18 protein-coding genes and 1 other RNA gene are annotated in these 16,658 nt (G+C 39.0%); 8 read left to right on the top strand and 11 right to left on the bottom strand.

Annotated features, from left to right (window positions below; translation table 11 throughout):
• The first annotated feature begins 266 nt into the window (after window positions 1–266).
• The 6 genes from CJ263_RS03150 (at window position 267) to CJ263_RS03125 (ending at window position 4,578) form a co-directional block, all read left to right on the top strand.
• Window positions 267–551, top strand: coding sequence for a helix-turn-helix transcriptional regulator (locus tag CJ263_RS03150; RefSeq protein WP_094995930.1), 285 nt, complete (start codon window positions 267–269; stop codon window positions 549–551).
• Entirely contained in the window at window positions 551–1,744 is a 1,194-nt protein-coding gene (locus CJ263_RS03145) for a VapE domain-containing protein (protein ID WP_094995929.1), read from the top strand. Before CJ263_RS03150 ends, CJ263_RS03145 begins: the two co-directional genes overlap by 1 nt.
• A gap of 224 nt (window positions 1,745–1,968) precedes the next feature.
• Window positions 1,969–2,925, top strand: a complete 957-nt coding sequence (locus tag CJ263_RS03140) for a toprim domain-containing protein (RefSeq protein WP_094995928.1) — start codon at window positions 1,969–1,971, stop codon at window positions 2,923–2,925.
• Window positions 2,922–3,227 carry a mobilization protein MbpA gene (gene mbpA, locus CJ263_RS03135; protein WP_094995927.1) on the top strand — a complete coding sequence of 102 codons (306 nt, stop codon included), beginning with the start codon at window positions 2,922–2,924 and terminating at the stop codon, window positions 3,225–3,227. The genes CJ263_RS03140 and mbpA overlap by 4 nt, the downstream gene beginning before the upstream one ends.
• Entirely contained in the window at window positions 3,224–4,093 is an 870-nt protein-coding gene (locus CJ263_RS03130; RefSeq protein ID WP_094995926.1) for a relaxase/mobilization nuclease domain-containing protein, read from the top strand. Before mbpA ends, CJ263_RS03130 begins: the two co-directional genes overlap by 4 nt.
• An 11-nt stretch (window positions 4,094–4,104) precedes the next feature.
• Window positions 4,105–4,578 carry a DUF6730 family protein gene (locus tag CJ263_RS03125; RefSeq protein ID WP_094995925.1) on the top strand — a complete coding sequence of 158 codons (474 nt, stop codon included), beginning with the start codon at window positions 4,105–4,107 and terminating at the stop codon, window positions 4,576–4,578.
• A gap of 138 nt (window positions 4,579–4,716) precedes the next feature.
• Here CJ263_RS03125 and CJ263_RS03120 read toward each other — a convergent pair whose 3' ends face one another.
• Both CJ263_RS03120 and ssrA read right to left on the bottom strand, forming a co-directional pair.
• Window positions 4,717–5,967, bottom strand: a complete 1,251-nt coding sequence (locus CJ263_RS03120; protein ID WP_094995924.1) for a site-specific integrase — start codon at window positions 5,965–5,967, stop codon at window positions 4,717–4,719.
• Between the two features lie 234 nt (window positions 5,968–6,201).
• Window positions 6,202–6,601: a transfer-messenger RNA gene (ssrA, locus tag CJ263_RS03115) on the bottom strand.
• A gap of 217 nt (window positions 6,602–6,818) precedes the next feature.
• On the opposite strand from ssrA, the gene CJ263_RS03110 reads away from it, so the two are divergent.
• A complete protein-coding gene (locus CJ263_RS03110; RefSeq protein WP_094995923.1) occupies window positions 6,819–8,045 on the top strand; it encodes an NAD(P)-dependent oxidoreductase in 1,227 nt (408 codons plus the stop codon).
• Here CJ263_RS03110 and CJ263_RS21430 read toward each other — a convergent pair.
• The 8 genes from CJ263_RS21430 to CJ263_RS03065 all read right to left on the bottom strand — a co-directional run bounded on the left by CJ263_RS21430 (window position 8,025) and on the right by CJ263_RS03065 (window position 14,615).
• Window positions 8,025–8,165 (bottom strand): hypothetical protein, encoded by a 141-nt coding sequence (locus tag CJ263_RS21430; RefSeq protein ID WP_394339923.1) that lies wholly within the window; start codon window positions 8,163–8,165, stop codon window positions 8,025–8,027. The genes CJ263_RS03110 and CJ263_RS21430 overlap by 21 nt on opposite strands.
• Before the next feature lie 241 nt (window positions 8,166–8,406).
• A complete protein-coding gene (locus CJ263_RS21425; protein WP_094995921.1) occupies window positions 8,407–9,084 on the bottom strand; it encodes a DUF1361 domain-containing protein in 678 nt (225 codons plus the stop codon).
• A gap of 297 nt (window positions 9,085–9,381) precedes the next feature.
• Window positions 9,382–10,785 (bottom strand): DUF4153 domain-containing protein, encoded by a 1,404-nt coding sequence (locus CJ263_RS03090; protein WP_094995919.1) that lies wholly within the window; start codon window positions 10,783–10,785, stop codon window positions 9,382–9,384.
• A 134-nt stretch (window positions 10,786–10,919) separates the two neighbouring features.
• Window positions 10,920–11,363 carry a ubiquinone biosynthesis protein COQ4 gene (locus CJ263_RS03085; protein ID WP_229702337.1) on the bottom strand — a complete coding sequence of 148 codons (444 nt, stop codon included), beginning with the start codon at window positions 11,361–11,363 and terminating at the stop codon, window positions 10,920–10,922.
• A gap of 60 nt (window positions 11,364–11,423) precedes the next feature.
• A complete protein-coding gene (locus CJ263_RS03080) occupies window positions 11,424–11,714 on the bottom strand; it encodes a winged helix-turn-helix domain-containing protein (protein ID WP_094995918.1) in 291 nt (96 codons plus the stop codon).
• Between the two features lie 18 nt (window positions 11,715–11,732).
• A complete protein-coding gene (locus tag CJ263_RS03075; RefSeq protein WP_094995917.1) occupies window positions 11,733–12,368 on the bottom strand; it encodes a hypothetical protein in 636 nt (211 codons plus the stop codon).
• Between the two features lie 148 nt (window positions 12,369–12,516).
• Window positions 12,517–13,632, bottom strand: a complete 1,116-nt coding sequence (locus CJ263_RS03070) for an Sb-PDE family phosphodiesterase (protein WP_094995916.1) — start codon at window positions 13,630–13,632, stop codon at window positions 12,517–12,519.
• Between the two features lie 77 nt (window positions 13,633–13,709).
• Entirely contained in the window at window positions 13,710–14,615 is a 906-nt protein-coding gene (locus CJ263_RS03065) for a phospholipase A (RefSeq protein WP_094995915.1), read from the bottom strand.
• 93 nt (window positions 14,616–14,708) lie between these two features.
• Here CJ263_RS03065 and CJ263_RS03060 point away from each other — a divergent pair, with 93 nt between their 5' ends.
• Window positions 14,709–15,077 (top strand): DUF1801 domain-containing protein, encoded by a 369-nt coding sequence (locus CJ263_RS03060; protein ID WP_094995914.1) that lies wholly within the window; start codon window positions 14,709–14,711, stop codon window positions 15,075–15,077.
• A gap of 4 nt (window positions 15,078–15,081) precedes the next feature.
• Here CJ263_RS03060 and CJ263_RS03055 read toward each other — a convergent pair whose 3' ends face one another.
• Window positions 15,082–16,656: a PepSY-associated TM helix domain-containing protein gene (locus CJ263_RS03055; RefSeq protein WP_094995913.1), complete on the bottom strand. Its 1,575-nt coding sequence runs from the start codon at window positions 16,654–16,656 to the stop codon at window positions 15,082–15,084.
• Window positions 16,657–16,658 lie beyond the last annotated feature (2 nt).

Here is a 16,658-nt window from a genome sequence, read left to right as displayed (position 1 = left end):
AATTGTTGATAACTCAAAATTCTTCCTTTTTTAACAAAAATCAAATGGTATCATTTGAATCGTTTTGGAACCAAATAAAATTATCCAAATTTCATATGGTTCGATTTGCATTGATTTAATATAAGTAATTGTTTATCAATATTTTGTGAATAAAAATATGTACACAATCGAGTTTTTGCACCTCCCTCCAATTACCTTTATCCAAAGAATTCTACAAAGGAAAACAAAAGCGCTTTTGTTCATTTAATAATCTTAAAAAGAAACAAATGGACATTATTTTAATCTTTGAACGACTTGATCGTTTGGAAAGGCTATTGACGGCCAATAAAGAGGTACTCACCTTCGAGGAGACCTGTGACTATACCGGAATATCAAGGAGCTATCTTTACAAACTAACGGCCTCGGGAAATATTCCGCATTCAAAGCCCAACGGTAAGATGATCTTCTTCGAGAAATGCAAACTCAACGATTGGCTTCTCCAGAACAGCAGAAAGTCGCATGCCGAAATTACCGACGATACACTTAAGTACACTTTCAAAAATAGAAGGTGATGGACTCGCTAGGTAATGGCGAACAACTTTACCATGTAAAGGACGCTAAGAAAAAGACGGTCTACGACTATACCATGGAATATTTGGAGAGTAAGTACGATATTACATTCAACGAGATATCGCACGACTTCCAGATCGGGTTCAAAGCTTCCAAGGAATGGAAATATCTGAACCTGAATTCCCTGATCATCGAATTGGCGAAAGCGGGCATCGATATCCCCAATGGGAAATTGGAAACCCTGATCCGGTCGGAATGGATCCCAAAATGCAATCCCATCCGGGAATATTTTGAAAACCTCCCTAAATGGGATGGTCAGGATTATATACTGAAATTAGCCTCCTATGTACCGACCTATGAGAAGGAAGCCTTTGAATATCATTTCAAGAAATGGCTGGTACGGACGATAAAATGTGCGTTGGAGGTACACTATTTCAACAAGCAGGCCTTCGTACTGTCCCATCAGGGGCAGAACTCAGGTAAATCGACCTGGTGCCGGTTCCTATGTCCCCCTGAGCTAGCAGAATATATGGCCGAGGACATCAGTAACGACAAGGATGCGAGGATACAGCTTTGCCGGAACTTTCTTTACAATCTAGACGAGCTGGCCGTACTTTCGAAAAAGGATGTGAATGCGCTAAAGTCCTTTTTCTCAAAGACCTTTATCAATGAACGATTGCCCTATGACAGAAAGAATACCACCCTACCCAGAATATGTTCTTTTGTAGGTTCTACCAACATGGCGTCATTTTTAAATGATGAAACCGGTTCCGTGAGATGGCTTTGCTTTGAGCTTAATGGGAAAATAGATTTCGGGTATTCGAAGGAAATAGATATCAACGGAGTATGGTCACAGGCATACTATCTCACCTATACCGACCCTAATTTCAATCCTGAACTTTCCATTAAGGATATCCAAGAGAACGAGGAGCGGAACAAGAAGTACACCAAGCTCACCACGGAGGAGGAACTAGTTTCCAAATATTTTGAAAAGTCCGACAACATCGATGATTTTGTTACGGCCTCAGATGTACTGGTCAAGCTCAGCTGCCTAAACCTTCGCCTGAACCAGATAAACTTGGGACGGGCATTATCCGGATTCAACTTTCAAAGGATAAAGCACCCCAAACGACAGGTGTACGGATATCTGGCCAAACCCATTTTTGGAAAGACACCTTGGGAGGTTGAACTTTAGAAAAGGTGAAAATGGAGCTACCTATTTACCTCAAGGACCTGTATCTCCACACTAGCGGGAGCTACCTTAAGGTAAGATATATAAACAACTAGTTACCTAGGTATTACCGAACCTACCTTATTGGGTAGGATGGGTAAGGTCAAATTTATACCCACCTAAGCTCTGAACACCAATAAATACGGATGTAGGTAGGAAGGTAACCGAAATTCAATAAAAAGAGGCTGATGAAAGAAAAAAGAACAAATAGACTATCGTGTGAAAGAGCCCGAGCTTTTCCCATCGAAAAAGCGCTGGCAAAACTAGGGCACTTTCCGACCAAGGAGAACGACAAAGAAGCTTGGTTCCTGAGCCCGTTCCGGCTCGAGACCCAAGCCTCTTTCAAGGTGTCCAAGACACTCAATAGATGGTATGACCATGGGGAAGGAACCGGTGGAAATGTTATCGACCTGGTATGTAAAATAAGCCAGTGCACTGTAAAAGAAGCTTTAAGAATAATCGGAGAGGATAAGAGCTCTTTTTTATTTCAACAGCGGCCCAGTTTTAAAGTGGAACAACAGGATAAAATCTTTGTAAAAGAAGTCAAGGAACTTACCCATTATGCTTTGCGAGGTTATTTAAGTTCCAGATCTATTTCAACCGCAACCGCGAAGAAATACATTAGTGAGGTCCATTATAGTTTTAAGAATAAGAACTACTTCGCCATCGGTTTTAAAAACGATTCCGGGGGATGGGAACTTCGTAACAAATATTATAAGAACTGTAGTTCGCCTAAGGACATAACCCACATCAAAAAAGGAAACGGAAAACTCATCGTTACCGAAGGCGTGTTCGACTTACTATCCCTTCTTAGCTATAATGAAATTTTGGAAGCAGAGTATGATTTTTCGGTCCTGAACTCAACTGCTTTCGTTTCAAAAGCAATGGAAATAATGAAAGGTTATTTGCAAATCGACCTCTACTTGGACAACGACACGAACGGAAAACGGACGACCGAAAGACTGATGGCCCATTCCAATAACTGCCTGGACAAATCAATGCTTTACCAAGGATTCAAGGATATGAACGAATGGCTGATAAGTTATTCTAAAAAGGGACTTGGTCAGGAAGCGCGAGATGTGTCTTTGTTGCCACAAAGACAAACTCGCTTTACTCCCGGCGGTCGCAAAGTAAGGGAAAAATGAAAAGGACCTATATCAAGTTCCGGTGCTCCATCTACGAGAAAAAGCTACTCCGAAAAAGGGCGGAACGGGCAGGACTTTCCCTCTCCGAATATTGCCGCAGCTCCGCTTTCGGCAATCCCGTCATCGAACGTTTGACCGGGGAACAATTGGCCCATTATAAAATGCTTGTGAAGTACAAGGTGAACTTTACCCGGATAAGTAATATGTTCAGGAAACATAACCCTAAACTGGCCGGCGAGGTGGAGCAACTGGCGGAGGAAATACGCACTCATCTTTATAATTTCAAAAGAACAAAACAATGATCGGCAAGGGAACTTCCATAGCGCATACAGGTACAAGTATCGATTACGGTTGGAACCAGGAGAAGGATGCTGAAATCGTATTCAGCCAACATTTGGCCGGTAATAATCCCCAAGAGATAACCGAGGAGTTCCGATTGATACAGGAAGAAAATACCCGATGCCAAAGGAACACCCTGAGCTTTATACTCAGTCCGACACAAGAGGATGGTAGGAACCTTACCAAGGAACAGTTAGGGGAATTGACCCAGAAGTTCATCAAAGAAATGCAGCTGAAGGAACGCCAGGCCATCGCCTTCGTCCATAGGGACAAGGAACATACCCATGTCCATTTGTACGTGAACCGTATCGGTTTTGATGGCAAGGCCTACAATGACAGTTATATCGGCAAGCGGAGCCAACTGGCCGCCGAAAATGTTGCCAAGGAAATGGGACTGACCACGGTCAAGGAAGTACAACGGGAAAAGGAACTGGATTCCATAAAAATCCGTCTTGAAATTAAGGACATACATCAAAGAGTCATGGAAAACGACAGGCCAAAAACATTGGACCCCTACATCAAGGCCATGCAGGAAAGGAACGTGGTAGTCATTCCGACCATTAATAAAGCGAACAGGTTACAAGGATTCCGGTTCCAATATGAAGGGCATAACTTCAAGGCAAGCGAGGTACACCGCTCCATGTCCGGAGGAAGAATCATGGCACAACTTTCACAGAATAAAGGTATTGCAAAACCAAAAGAGGTCGGCAAATCGGTCCAGTTACTAGGGAAAACTGTGGAAATAAGCACCAATTTGGCCACAAGCATTACCAAGAACATCATCAAAAAAACCATCAAAAGGGCCATCGATACTGGCATAGGATTTTAAATCAAGAAGCTATGGGATATAAGAAACTGGACGAGGTAATGGAACTACTGACCGACGAGTTGGATGGGTTCAACAAGTCCATCGTTAGATTGGAAAAGTTGACCCAAAATACCGACAACATCAAAGTGATACCCGATACTACCAAAATCGAAAGATTGCTCCAAGAGCATCTGAATTCCGAGAAGGTGAATACCGAAAGGCTTCAGGAATCCGTTCAGATTGTTACGGTGCAGATTTCAAAAGCAAGATTGGTTCCGAAAATACAACAATGGATTCAATACTCGATTTGGTTCATTTCCTTGGTCATCATAGGATACCTGGCCCTGCAGGTATCCCGAATCGAGGAAGTCCAGGAAAGGGCCTTTACCGAGGGAGGGAAAGAAGTAATCTCTGACCTGAGAGGGTATTTTGACCAGAATCCCGGGCATTACGAATCGTACCGGAAATGGTTAACGAAAAAAGATAGTGTTCCAAACCGAAAGTAGTGTGCGCCCTATGGAATTTTTGCTTTACGCTTATCTGCCGGAACGCTACAAAAATTTCACAGGATCCATGCGCAGTTAAGTTATGGTAAGATTTGGGTTGAAATGGTTACTTGATAAAGCTCTAGTTGAAAAAGAATTTTACGATTCAACTGTTTTTTTGATGCGCTTATTATCAATATCTGCCAATTTTTCTTTTAAAATCCCCATATCATACTCTACTTTTTTGCTTATGATTTTAGCGTAATGTTGCGTGGTCCGCAAATTCTTATGACCTAACATTTTACCAACAGTCTCTATTGGCACCCCATTAGAAAGGGTAACAGTAGTAGCAAAGGTATGCCGAGCTAGGTGTGTCGTGAGGTTCTTTTTTATGCCACATAGGTTTGCTATTTCCTTTAGATAAGCATTGGATTTCTGGTTGCTCAAAACGGGAAGCACACATTTTCCATTGACAACTTTAGGATGGTCTTTATACTTTTCTAAAATAGCTTCTGCAGTCAATAGAATTGGAATACCCAGTTTCGATTTGGTTTTGGTGCGCTCCGCCTGAATCCATAAACTACCATCAATATGGCGAACGATATTATCCTGATTCAACTTTTGCACATCGATGTAGGAAAGTCCGGTGTAGCAACAGAATACGAACATGTCACGTACTACATTTAAACGATCGCCATCTATTTCTTTTTCTTTTAAGTCTTGTAGTTCCTCTTTGGAAAGAAAATCACGCTCCACAGTTTTAAATTGAACTTTGTAGTTATAGAATGGATCTTTGGATATCCAGTCATTGGCGACTGCCATTCGTATGATCTTTTTAAAATTGTTGACATATTTCAAAGCCGAATTATGATTGCAGGCTTTGGTTATTTTTAAAAAGTACTCGAACCCTTTGATAAACCTTAAATTGACATCACGAACTGGAACATCGTCCTTTCGGTACTCGGTCCTTAAGAACTCCTTCACATGTTTTTTGGTGGTGTGATATCGCTTCCAAGTACCAAGGGCAAATTCAACCCCGACCAATTTTTCCATTTGCAGGTTATGTTCCTCAAAGAGCTGTACCAGCATTTTAATTTTTTCTCCTTTGCCTACGTAAAGGTTTTTTATGTCCGAAGAGTTAAAGGGCCTGCCTTCGTCAACAAGTCGAGCATGAATCTTATTTATTTTGTTTCTGACAGCATCTAAATACGAATTCAATTCGTTTGCTTCGAGGTTCGTTCCGCGCATTTTTCCCGTTCTGGTATTCCATTTTTCGGGATCAACTTTACGGGAAATACTCAGTTCGCTACGTTGCCCATTAACTGTCAAACGCAGGTATATAGGTACTTTCACGTCTTTTTCAAAATGTTTTCCTTTGAGGTAAAATAACTGTGAGAAAGAATGGCTCATTTTAAATATCTTTTTAACAGAAATAAAGGTACAAAAAAGGAAAATACTATTTTCATAATTAACATTATATCAGTTAATTACAAGTAAATCGGTGAGTGTTTTTTTTAAAAAAAAGTACTCACCGAATAGGTCACATAAAATACGGTTTTAAAACGATTCATTTGATACCGTAAAAAAGAAAAACCCCTGATAATCATATGATTAAGGGGTTTTTGAATAGTTATGGTACTATTCTAGTGGAGCCGGAGGGATTCGAACCCTCGTCCAAACAAGCAACGTCAGTGCTTTCTACATGCTTAGTATCTGTTTGGTTTTCGATGTACACCTGACCAGAAACCGCCTAATGTACACTTATCTTCTTAAGGTTTTAGAGGCACCGCCAAAGCGAGCGGATACCCTTGTGTTGACTTTTCTGGTGCTCCTAAATGAATCGCCGTCAACAAGGGCTATTCAGGAACATCTCGCTTCCCTACCTTGTAGGGACGAGGCATATCCTACTATAATTCAGATTATGCGGCAAGAGCGTAATTATTTTCGCCAATTAAAAGTGTGAAGTATGATATTAACGAGCTGTACCCCAGCGCTCGGCATGCTTACAATGCCATTGGTCTTGCTGTCAAAACCAGTCGGCCCCAATATGTAAATGAACTTATTTTAATATTTGCAGGGCGTTCCCTTTTGTTCAAAAGGTCAGGCTATCGGCTTTATCTTTTTCTGTTTTTCTACTCCGCTCGAAATGACAGAAAAAAGGATATCGCCTCTATCCCTAACGCAGGGGAGCAAAGCTAACAAAAGTTTGCTAACCGCTACAATTCCCTTTACATTTATGCAATATTTATACCAAAACCTATATGAAGTTCGGAATCATAAGAGAACGCAAGAATCCCCCCGATCGTAGGGTAGTTTTGTCACCGAAGGCCTGCCAAAAAGTCGTAGATAGTTTTCCCAAGGCGCAGATAATTGTGGAACCTTCGCCCATTAGGGCTTACGATGACGAGTCGTATAGACAATTGGGAATCCCAGTGGAAAACGCTATGGAAAACTGTGACGTGCTCTTGGGGGTCAAGGAAGTTCCGATAGATGCCCTTATTCCCAACAAAAAATACTTTTTCTTTTCACATACCATTAAAAAGCAGCCCTATAATCGAGATTTGTTACGCGCCATTTTGGAAAAAAATATCGAACTGTACGATCATGAGGTAATTACCAATCCCAAGGAACAGCGTTTGGTGGCTTTTGGCCGTTATGCCGGTATCGTTGGCGCTTATAATGGTTTTAGGGCATACGGACTTAAATACGACTTGTTTCAATTGCCAAAAGCAAATGCATTACCTGATCAACAAGCGCTGATAAGCGAACTAAAAAAATTGAAACTACCCAATATCAAAGTACTGCTTACCGGCAGGGGAAGGGTAGGTAATGGTTCCAGAGAAATGTTGGATGGTATGGGAATGCGCAGGGTAAACGTTAGCGAATTCCTTGAAGAAGAATTTAATGAACCGGTCTACTGCCAAATCGATGCTGGGGAATATAACAAACGAAAAGACGGGGTTAGGGGAAATAAAGCAGATTTTTTTGCCCATCCAGAAGAATATAAATCCAATTTTTTCAGATTTACCAAAGTAACCGACTTTTATATTGCGGGACATTTTTACGGGCAGGGAGCACCTTACCTTTATACACGGGAAGATGCCAAACACCCGGATTTTAAGATTCGGGTGGTTGCAGATGTCAGTTGCGATATTGACGGACCGGTGGCCTCAACCATTAAGCCATCGACCATTGCAGACCCAATCTATGGCTATGACCCAAAAACAGAATCGGAAACCGACTTCAAAAATCCTGATGCCATAGCCGTCATGGCCGTGGACAATCTACCCTGTGAATTACCACGTGATGCCAGTGAGGGATTTGGCGAAGCTTTTGTAAAAAACGTTATTCCTGCTTTTTTTAATAATGATAAGGACGGTATCCTGCAACGTGCGAGGATGACGCAAGACGGTAAGCTTACAGAGCGATATATTTATTTACAGGACTATGTAAATGGAGATAAGGGTTCATTTCAATTGAATGCATAAATTTTCTGAAATTATAACAGTGAAAAAGCCAAAGGTATAGGCAACCAAGTCTGTAAAACTAAAGCTGTTGCCAAAAAGTAACAAGGCCCAAACTTTTGAATCTAAACCCAGAATCTCCAAAAAAGGAGTCAATTGTAGAAGTTCTATAAGGAAAGCTACTAATAATGTAAATTATGCAAGGTCAAAAACCCTTTTATTCAAAAACTCTTTACTAAGCTATATAGTAGTAAGACAACCGGGTAATTCACAAATACATGTCTTATAAACCCGTCCTTAAGAAAGTATGCTATTACAATTTCCGACATCAGTAGCATAAGGAACAGTAAAAAATATTTTAGGCCGAAGTTTAAATTGAAAGTGTTCATCTTTTAATTAATTTCTGAGATGTCCCCGATGATCCGACTGATTGAAAAAAGATGAAAAGAATCCAAATAAAGCCTCCAAACAATAAGGAGAATAACCAGACTTTTGGGTCTTTAATGCTTTCCAAGAGTTTAATTAATAGGGTTATGGGCTGGGTTATTATGTCCCATGAATTAAAACGAAGAAATCTGCCCAAATAAATACCATAGCCACTCAATAAACAAACATTAAAGAGTATATATTTTGTAGTGGTACGACCAAGTTTCTCCTGTAGTATTTTACTCATTTCCATCATTGACAATAATCCAAGGAGCAGTCCGTTTAGGGCAAAAACAAAGATCAAAAACAAATCTAACCATAATATATATGAATGTTTATTGTTTAAATGAATCAAATCCGTGATGATGTACGGGCTGTTGGGTAAAAATAACAACCATAAGAGAAAAGATACTACCATAAGAGGTTTTGCTATTTGTAATCTATGGAACCTTTTTAAGAGCTCGGTTATTAAAAAGGGAATTCCCGCCAAAAAAAGATTCCATACCAAAAAGAAATAAAAAAGACTATTCGTCAACTGAATCCTGACCAATAGCCCTAAAAGTGCAAAGGCTATAGAAAGGCCTATATTTATATGCGCGGGGGCAAATTTACTTCGGATGTATTTAAAAATTTTCATTGGATCAAAAAGGTAAAAAGGTTACATACAAAACCCCGAAAGGAAAGTTTAACAAAACAAGGAGGAGCGTCATAAAATGTTCTTGGATATCCCTTATATTGGTCAAGGTATTTAGAAAAAGGAAGAAGAATATTCCCAGTGTAATGGGAAAATAGAGTATGACAACTGCTAGGAAAACGATTTGAAAAACATTATTGTCCTTGATTAGGCATAAAAGCATCAGAATCGTGAAAATGACAAAAAACCATATTGCAATACGCACGCATATTCTGTTCCATCGGTGTTTGAACAAAAGCATCATTTCGTAAGATTTTCAGTTAATTGGTGTATGGTGAATTCTTGCCAAGTTTTTTTGGCTTGCTTTTCTTGGAATTCAGCATACTTTGCTTCAATATCCCCTCGAATCCGACTATCTAATGTTGATGTATTCTTTTTGGCATAATTGTATAATTGAACAGAATTGGTTTCATCAAGTTCAACCAAATAAGCAATATCTGGCAAATCAAGCGAGTTCAAGTTGAAAGAAGTTATGACTTTGTCCCAAGGTACAGCAGCGCTGAGTATTAGAAATATAAAAATGGTTGCAATATTGGAGCGTAATAGAAAAATAAAGTTCTTTACTTGCGCTACTTTAATATAGGCCGTTATCAGGCCGGTAAGAGTTAATGTAAGGTATATAAAAACGCCAATCCGTTTATACGTAAGACCTAATGTTTCCACATATATGTAGTTCTTATAGGTAGTAAACAGGATTAGAGCAAAGTTAAGGCCAATCCATAGATAGGTTAGCTTTTTGATACGCCCATTACCTTTAAAAAAGTTAAGGTTGCCCCTAAAGAAATAGAGTATTAGAATAATGGCACATACGACGGAAAACATAAGCGCATAAACCCCTTGATGTACTGCTTCCGAGTATTGTGAATTGGTAATCTCGGATTGTTGGACGAGGTAAATCAAATCAGTAACCAAAAATACGACTAGCAATAAATTAAGTGCCAAAAAGACGATACTCCCCAATGTATGTTCACTCTGTAATTTTTTCTTAGCCTGAATTAGAATAATTTCTTTAGGATGCTCAAGTTCATTATTTTGGGCCAGGTCAAAGGCCACAAGTTCTTGTGCACTTAGCGGTCTTAATATGTTCAGAAAAAGTATATAACCCGCGATGGTAAATAATAACCACGGTAGGCTAATAAAATCAAGGTCGATTTTTGTTATAAGATTTTCAAAAACGGGATTGGCATTTTTGTAGAGCATCGCAAACAAAACCAATAAAATTGAGGCAATGACAAAACCCTTTAGTCGGTTTAACAATTTAGGCGATAAACCTTTTGCTTCTTTTTTGGCATCGGTTTTGTGTTTTTGTATGTAATTGGATATCCAGGCAATACAGATATTTATTCCGCCTAGGAGCCAGGACAGGTATAAAGAACTTTGAGGGGAGATAGATTTTCCAACAAATACCAAAAATGCCATGAAATGGACAAAAATTGTAAATCCTGTAGGATTAACAAAAACAAAGATTGCACTAATGATGTAGGTAAAAGCAAATACCTTGGGTATGTGCTTATCCGTTCTAAGAGTGGACAGTAGGGTAACTACTAGAATCGAAATCAGAAAGAGATTTAGACCAAAACTTTTACTATAAAAAAGGAAGTTAAACGTAATGGCCGATGCGATGGATTTAAGATGAATGTTCATAATTGATACTATTTATTTTGACAATATGGAATTAATTAGAATTATGATTCTAAGTAGTACAAAACCAAGTATTAGAAAAAGGTTTTGTGATATAGTAGACAATGTTTTTGGGCCTGTTTTCATATGATTGAATTTTAATGTATTGATAAAGTATTCTTTAGACGTTCAATAGGTTGGTCTAAAAGTTTATAAAAGTCAAGTTGATAAAAGGGTAATGCATTTTTACCTTGGTAATAATGACGTACAAAGAATTTCATCTTTTCTGGATAGAAAACGGACCCTAGAAATATGACTGAAAAGAGATAAAAACTTCTTTTACCATTGCCCATAAGGTAAAATTGCATTTCTATTTCTTCCAGTATCGTAACACCTATACCCGTTAGTACATGAAACACATCATGATTTTCTGATTTGCCCTGTAAATCAAAAAGATTATTTAACAAAAAACGGCCTAGGGCATAACCCAAACTATGTTCAGGATACCTTAATAGGTCGGTTACATTTAATTTCCAAGCCTCATTTTTCTTAAATAAACGATAAGGTTTTAGACTGATTTCGTATAACTTTTCTAATATCATAGCTCTTATTAATGGAAATATAAAGTACTTTGAAAAACAAAGTAATAACATAAATTTTTTTTATTTCCCTATCAGCTTTTCAAGTGCATCGATGTGTTTCTCAAATTCTGCCCTTCCAAGTTTTGTAGCGGAATATCGGGTGTTAGGTTTGCGTCCTACAAATCGCTTTTCAACCTTGATATAAGCTTCTTTTTCCAAGGCCTTTGTATGGCTTGCCAAATTTCCATCAGTGGCACCTAGAAGTTCCTTTAGCATATTAAAATCGGCATAGTCATTCACCATAAGTACGGACATTATACCCAGTCGTATACGGTGATCAAAAGCCTTGTTTATATTGTCGATTAAACTCATTTAAAACTTGTGTCTCTGCTATTTTTGGTCATATTTAAAGTACATTAGACTGCCATATATTATATGGCAAACACCAAAACCGAGAGCCCAAAAATACAATCCATATCCGATAAATTGAGTGCTTATAAGACCAAGGATAATAAATGCCATACCCATGTACCCCACATCGCCCATTGTATATTTACCTGCGTTTACGCAAGCCAGACCATAAAAAATAAGGGTTGCAGGTGCCACCAAAAAAGCACTGTTCTGTTGTATAAGAACCAGACAAAAAAAGCCCCCCACCAAAAGGGGAATCAAAAAATTAATGACTAAACGTTTGCTTGTTGCATCCCATATTTTTTCCCCTCTTTTTTTCGATTTTTTCAGTGTTAGTAGAAAACCCGTAAAAGATGCTAGGACTATGACAGCAATTGCGATTAGAAGAAGATCTCGGACCAACTCATTGTTCGATAAAAAGACATCCCTCTCAGAGTAACCTTCAACTCGACTAATATTGGATTGTTCAAGGCGCACATGGGCGAAGAAAGCACCTATTAAAGCATATATTCCAGCGAGAACACCTGATAGGCCACTTAATGATATGAACCTTGATGAACGATTCATAATATTTTTGATTTCTATGATATCCTCCAGATACTTATTTGATTCCATATAAAAGTACTTTGAAAAACAAAGTTAATATAAAAAGTTTAATATTGGGATTTTTTTAAAACTATTTTATAGAACTACTATGGGTAGCATTCAAGAAGTGAAAGTATAATTTGAAATCTGAAATCTGAAATCTCGATTATCGGTTATATCATTGTTTAGTGGGAACCATCCAAGTAACCACAGGCTGCACTTTTGGCGCTACAAAACAACCTAAGGCCTTAAGTTTTAGGTCCACGGAAGTTTTACGTTCCAAGGTTTTTAAATGAAGTGTTTTTGTTTCCCCCGCTCCGATTTCAAAAACGGGCGAGCTATCGTAAAAAGTATATTCCGATTCGTTTTGGAAGAATAGATCACTACTGGTCACGTTGGAAACAGCGATTTCCAACACATTGCTATTTCCTGCATAAGTGGCTTTTTCTACTTTAAGGCTTGCTTGCAGTAAAGGCATCAAAAATTCTTCCCTACCTACCATTAAATCATTGTAAACGGCCACGGTTCTTCCGGCGAATAGCGCCTCCTTTACAGAGGGCAGACTTTTTTCTTTGGCAAAAACCAGGGTAATGGGTCGGTGGTTTCCTTTCTCGGTATAATCCCAATCAATGAGACCATGAACGTCACTCGTCCCCATGATGGTCAGGTTATTCTCCAAAGCCAAGGCTAGAGATTCTTCTGCATAATCCGTCATATTGATTACTTCGATACCGTGTAGCTCTCCTTTTTTAATTCGTTTCTTTTGAAATTCGCTCAGTATAGGATTTCCATTTGGGTTTTGGGCATACCAGGCCGGATGGTTCCAGAATACAAAAGCATTCTGTTTTTTTGCTTCGGCGAAAGCATTTTCTGCTTTATCCTGTAGTATGGGGTTGGCATCTTCTATAAAAACGGCATTGTTATGCCCCATGGGGGCATCTCGGGTAATTTCGGAACCATGGACAATCAGAAGGTCATGATCTTTGGCTTCCTGTAAAGCGATTTCATAAGAGCGGTTTCTATCCGGGTGGGGAATATCTTCGGAATGAGGTTGATATTCCAAATGCTCCGTAAGCGAAATAACATCCAGATTATCTCGAAGGGCTTCTTGTACCCTGATATTAGGCCAAACATTTCCATCAGAAAAAACGGTATGCATATGTAAATCGGTCTTAATACTCTTATATCCAGGTATATCCGGAAAGGTCAAGGATCTTGAACTCCGGTGTGAATGTTCTTGGCCAACTGCAACAATGGTTATGAATGTTAAAACGAGGAATGTTAGGTTTTTCATAATCGGTATTTTTCCAAATGTATGAATATGAGCTTATTTCGTGAACGGCTAGCCATTTATTTTACATTAAAAAAACTTTAATTTATTAAAGAAACCCCAACTCCAAAAGTGGTTTGCCTATGGTTGTAATCAATAAGGCTTTCACCATACCCGTCAAAAATTTGAAGGTGGGCACTAAAATTTTTAACAATGGGAAAGGAATAGTTCAATTGAATGCTGCCCCTGCTCTTATCACCAAACCGTAGTGAGTGCCTAGCTATGGCATAGAAGCGTTGCCTGCCCCAGTCATAGGTAACCTTGGCCTCGCCCCTTCCTATATAGTCCATAATTTGGGGATTATCATCATTACTACCGCCCAACCTGACCCAATTTTTTAGCATAATTTGTAAGGGACCACGGTCAAATCCAGCATGAACACTTAGTCGGTTCCAACTTCTGGAAAGCGGGTCGGACCTACCGTTGGATTCATGTATAAATGCCGCTCCCGCCATTCTTCCCGTAAAACCTAACACTTTAAAGTTCAAGGGAAAATTTAGAATTATTTCAGGTTGGTAGTTGGTTTCCCTAAAAGGTCTGGAAAGTTCTTTGTTATATAGTTGCCAATAGGCTCTTTGTGTAAATGCCGCCCAAACATCGGCCTTGCTCCAAAGTACTTTATAGAAAACTTTGGTTTTCAAACTCAGCTGAAATTTCGCTTCCACCACGTCAAGGTCTACGGGTTCTGATAAAAAATTGTTCCTTTCCTCGCTACTGGGAAACTTATTGGTGTTGGTGGAAAATTTGCCCAGCGTAAAATATACAGGCTCGTAAGAGGTAATAATAAAGGTGCCTCTGTGGTATTCTTCGTTCAACTCCCACATTTCAGATAGGCTTTTACTATTTTTAAAAATCCAATCCTCTTCCCCATTGTTCTGTGCAAAGCAAGAAATGGGAAATAGATAAGTAATAAAAATTAGAACTAGTGTAGCGGACTTTTTTGACATAGTGATTTCTTGAAAGGTGTAAAACTATATATTTGAATCCCGTCCCCATAACTTAAACTGAAAATATACTGCTGCAATCAAAAATTCATTTCTATGAACCCAGCTGAAAATTACATATTCAGTCAACCTGAGCCCTACAGGAGTATTTTGATGCATTTGCAACTGGTTATTGAAAAAACGCTTCCTGAGGTTTCGCTAAAATACAAATGGAATATTCCTTGTTTCTATGTTGATAAGTCTCCCATTTGCTATTTGAACGCATCCCATAAAAAACAATTCGTGGATATCGCTTTTTGGAACTCTGCACATTTGACCAAACATTTGGATAAAATGGTCTCTGAAAAGCGAAAAGTAGTACGTTCGTTGCGTTATGCCTCCCTCGAGGAAATTGATGACAAGGTTTTGACCGAAGTTTTGGAAGATGCCTACTCGGTCAGAAAAAATGGGTTTTACAAACGATAGCACTTCAAGTTTTTGTCACTGCAAGGGTCTTGTTTGCCTTTCTTTTCAATTTGAAAAAAGCAATCCAAAGTGATACCACTCCAAGAACCAACCACAATAAATCTACCAAAAGAATATGTTGGTATCCATTTTTATAGGCGACCCAAAACCAGTTACCCGTCATCAGGCCATTCACGATAGGAATCAGGAGTCCTAAAATCCCTCCGGAAATTAAAGTCCATTTATTGGTAAAGGTATTGTCGTTCTTCATTATAAAAATGATGGACAAGAGGAGCCACCCAATAAAATAGATGCTACTTATGAAGAGTTTTCCATCCGTAGGTTGAAAAATCTTTACCAAGATAAATTGCAAGGCTGTTATGGGAAACATGGTCAGGCAAATGGATAAATAAACTCGGACAATGTTGGCGTTGAAACGTCTTCTTTTTTCCGGAATATGTTTTTTATCGCGGGCCACCAACCAAATCATGATACCCGAAATAATCACAAAACAGGATATAATTCCTAGGACGAACGAGATTAACCTTAAGCCCAGCCCCCCATAATCCCCTAGGTGCAAACGGAACAATGTATTTTTTACCCCATCCAAATAGGAACTGGTTTCCAAGGGATTTTTTTGCGCTACCAAGCTATTGTCGGACACCTTATAAATAGCATTGCCCATACCGTTGAATTTGGAAGAATACTCCAAATGTCCGCTTATGGAGACATGCATATTGGCATCATTATAATTAAAGATATGGGCTTCTGTTACGTTAAACCCTGGCCATTTTTGTTTTGTCCGTAGTATATAACCATTAATGTCGATAGGTAATTCCAGATGTTTTCCGGAATATTCAAAAACGGGATGGCTGTATTCCAGGTCCTCAAATAATTGGGTTTGATTGCCATCATACAAAGCCAGAACGGTAGGAGCCACCAATAGAGCTTTTAATAGAAAAAATGCGCCAGTAAGGGCATACACAAATTGAAAAGGAAAACCTATTACCCCCAATGCCGTATGGGCATCGGTCCATAGCGTCTTTAGTTTTTGCCAAGGTCTAAAAACATAAAAATTAGATACCATTTTTTTCCAGTGTACAACAATGCCGGTAAAGATGGCAAATAGAAAAAAGAAGGCCACAAATCCGGAAAGGTAACGCCCGTATGGATAGGGAATCTGATCCAAGAAGTGTAAGCGGTATAGAAATTCGCCGAGGCTATAATTTTCCTGATAGCTACCCTTTGAGCCATCTTGGGTATCATAATAAAAAAAAGTGCCCTGCTTGTCCGCATCCCTAGCATCGGGATGTTTGGAACCACTTATGTTCACATTGATTTTTCGTTCGTTGAAATAATGTGAAATCTCGATGTCCCTCCCGTCCAAATTATAATCTTCACCAAGATTTTTCAATACGCCATCAACATCATGGGGAATTTGATCTTGTACGGTAATTTTATGACCACGTTCCCAATTGGCTATTTCATCCCTAAAAAACGAAAATGACCCCGCAAAAAAAATAACGTATAGCGCCACGCTGATAACAATACCACTTACCGTATGCAAATGGAAAAGTATATTATAGGTTCTTTTTTCCATGA

This window comes from Maribacter cobaltidurans (assembly GCF_002269385.1).
In the GTDB taxonomy this organism is placed as follows: Bacteria; Bacteroidota; Bacteroidia; order Flavobacteriales; family Flavobacteriaceae; genus Maribacter; species Maribacter cobaltidurans.
This window is presented reverse-complemented; position numbering and strand designations above follow the sequence as displayed.

Bases quoted from the DNA above. Each gene is read 5' to 3' on its own strand.
- CJ263_RS03150 (WP_094995930.1), top strand. From the start codon at position 267: ATGGACATTATTTTAATCTTTGAACGACTTGATCGTTTGGAAAGGCTA.
- CJ263_RS03145 (WP_094995929.1), top strand. From the start codon at position 551: ATGGACTCGCTAGGTAATGGCGAACAACTTTACCATGTAAAGGACGCT.
- CJ263_RS03140 (WP_094995928.1), top strand. From the start codon at position 1,969: ATGAAAGAAAAAAGAACAAATAGACTATCGTGTGAAAGAGCCCGAGCT.
- mbpA (WP_094995927.1), top strand. From the start codon at position 2,922: ATGAAAAGGACCTATATCAAGTTCCGGTGCTCCATCTACGAGAAAAAG.
- CJ263_RS03130 (WP_094995926.1), top strand. From the start codon at position 3,224: ATGATCGGCAAGGGAACTTCCATAGCGCATACAGGTACAAGTATCGAT.
- CJ263_RS03125 (WP_094995925.1), top strand. From the start codon at position 4,105: ATGGGATATAAGAAACTGGACGAGGTAATGGAACTACTGACCGACGAG.
- CJ263_RS03120 (WP_094995924.1), bottom strand. From the start codon at position 5,967: ATGAGCCATTCTTTCTCACAGTTATTTTACCTCAAAGGAAAACATTTT.
- CJ263_RS03110 (WP_094995923.1), top strand. From the start codon at position 6,819: ATGAAGTTCGGAATCATAAGAGAACGCAAGAATCCCCCCGATCGTAGG.
- CJ263_RS21425 (WP_094995921.1), bottom strand. From the start codon at position 9,084: ATGAAAATTTTTAAATACATCCGAAGTAAATTTGCCCCCGCGCATATA.
- CJ263_RS03090 (WP_094995919.1), bottom strand. From the start codon at position 10,785: ATGAACATTCATCTTAAATCCATCGCATCGGCCATTACGTTTAACTTC.
- CJ263_RS03085 (WP_229702337.1), bottom strand. From the start codon at position 11,363: ATGATATTAGAAAAGTTATACGAAATCAGTCTAAAACCTTATCGTTTA.
- CJ263_RS03080 (WP_094995918.1), bottom strand. From the start codon at position 11,714: ATGAGTTTAATCGACAATATAAACAAGGCTTTTGATCACCGTATACGA.
- CJ263_RS03075 (WP_094995917.1), bottom strand. From the start codon at position 12,368: ATGGAATCAAATAAGTATCTGGAGGATATCATAGAAATCAAAAATATT.
- CJ263_RS03070 (WP_094995916.1), bottom strand. From the start codon at position 13,632: ATGAAAAACCTAACATTCCTCGTTTTAACATTCATAACCATTGTTGCA.
- CJ263_RS03065 (WP_094995915.1), bottom strand. From the start codon at position 14,615: ATGTCAAAAAAGTCCGCTACACTAGTTCTAATTTTTATTACTTATCTA.
- CJ263_RS03060 (WP_094995914.1), top strand. From the start codon at position 14,709: ATGAACCCAGCTGAAAATTACATATTCAGTCAACCTGAGCCCTACAGG.
- CJ263_RS03055 (WP_094995913.1), bottom strand. From the start codon at position 16,656: ATGGAAAAAAGAACCTATAATATACTTTTCCATTTGCATACGGTAAGT.